The sequence below is a fragment of the Ornithinimicrobium sp. F0845 genome, assembly GCF_023015765.1.
Classification (GTDB): Bacteria; Actinomycetota; Actinomycetes; order Actinomycetales; family Dermatophilaceae; genus Ornithinicoccus.
Map to the genome: position 1 here is coordinate 1 of NZ_JALKAL010000031.1, position 1,570 is coordinate 1,570.

The window sequence follows — 1,570 nt, forward strand, 5'->3', positions numbered from 1 at the left end:
CCGGCTCCCTTCTGTTGTCAAGGGGTCGGGATCGGCTCTTCTGAGGGTGCGTCGACGCTTGTCGCCGTCAAGGTCGTTCGTCCGGTGGGGCGCTGCACCTTGACGGCTCTGGCGCGTCGACGCGGGTGCTGAGGAGCCGGTCCCGGACGGGGCTGCGCGGTGGGCACCGGGAGCGGTAGCGTCGTGCGTGCGGGTCCGGGAAGTGGCTGATCCGAAGTGCCGGTGTGCGGGTGCGAGCCGGCCGCGCTGGATTCATGTGACGCCCCGCGGTGCCCTCCCGGATCCGCCTCGAGACTTGCGTCGGCGGCGCGTTTTGCGTCGGTGACCAGCTGGCGATAGATGGCATCAGAGACCCGGCGCTTGAGGCAGCGCAGGGCTTCCATCGGCTTCTTGCCCTCGGCTCTCTTCTTCCGGTAGTAGGCCCGGCCGTCGGTGTCCAGGCGAAGCTGGGTGATGGCGGCGATATGGATCATGTGGTTCATCCGCCGGTTCCCAGCGCGGGAGAGACGGTGCCGGTTCTGTTCTCCGGACGAGGCATCAAGTGGCGCGGTGCCGGTCCAGGACGCGAACCGGTTCCGGTTGGCGAAGCGGGCGATGTCACCGACATCGGCCAGGATCCGGGCGGCCACCACGGGCCCGATACCGTGCAGGTCCATCAGCGTCGAGTCCCGTTCCAGGACCAAGGTCTTCAGCTCGGCAGTGGCCTTCTTCATCTTGGCCTCCACCGCAACCAGCTCGGCCAGTTCCTCGGCCGCGATGCGCCGACGGGTCTTACCGGCGATGTCACGGGGACGCACGCTGGCCAGCAGCCTCCTGGCCTGACCTGTGGTGATATCCTTCTTGGCCTGCCCGGGAAACAGTTCAGCCAGCAGCGCCTGCAGTCGGTTCACGGTGGCGACGCGTCGCCGGGTCAGCGACTCACGCCGATCGACCAGCATCCGTAGCGCCTCGAGTTCACCGTCGACCTTCAGCACCCGCAAGCCGTCCGTGCGGACCGCAACGATCGCGATGGAGTGCGCATCCAGGGCATCGGTCTTGCGATTGTGCCCGGTGTCGAAGAGTCGGACCCGGGCCGCGAGCTTGGCCGGCACATCCACGACGTGCTCACCGGCCTCGAGCAGCCGCTGCGCCAGTGGACGACCCGCACCGTTGGCGCCCTCCACCGCCCAGAGATGATCGGGCCAGGACTTCGCGTAGAGGCGCATCGCCGCATACCCGCCTTGGTCGGTGCTGAACCGGCCCGCGCCCAGCAACTTCTCCTGCTGGTCGACGACCTCTACAGTCGCCGACAGTTTGTGGGGATCAACCCCGATGATGACCTGTCCCATGATTCTTCTTCCCAAACCTGACGCTCGTACCAACAGTGGTCGGCGAGGTGGGCAGTGCTACTACGAGCAGGGCAGTCCCTTCTTGAGCCACGCCTCGTCAGCGGTGCCCGACGGGCTGCAGACCGAAAGTGAGCCACACCCACAGCGAGCTGGGTGGGCAGCCGCATGGAGAGCGTCCCGTCGAGCACCTAGATCGAGTCTGGCCAGACACCGACCCTGCGTCCAGTCTCTAGTAGCCGCGT

General features: G+C 67.0%; 1 protein-coding gene. It reads right to left on the reverse strand.

Going from position 1 to position 1,570, the window contains the following annotated elements; genetic code table 11:
• Positions 1-17 precede the first annotated feature (17 nt).
• Entirely contained in the window at positions 18-1,328 is a 1,311-nt protein-coding gene (locus MWU75_RS19575; protein WP_247094135.1) for an IS110 family transposase, read from the reverse strand.
• Positions 1,329-1,570: the final 242 nt, after the last annotated feature.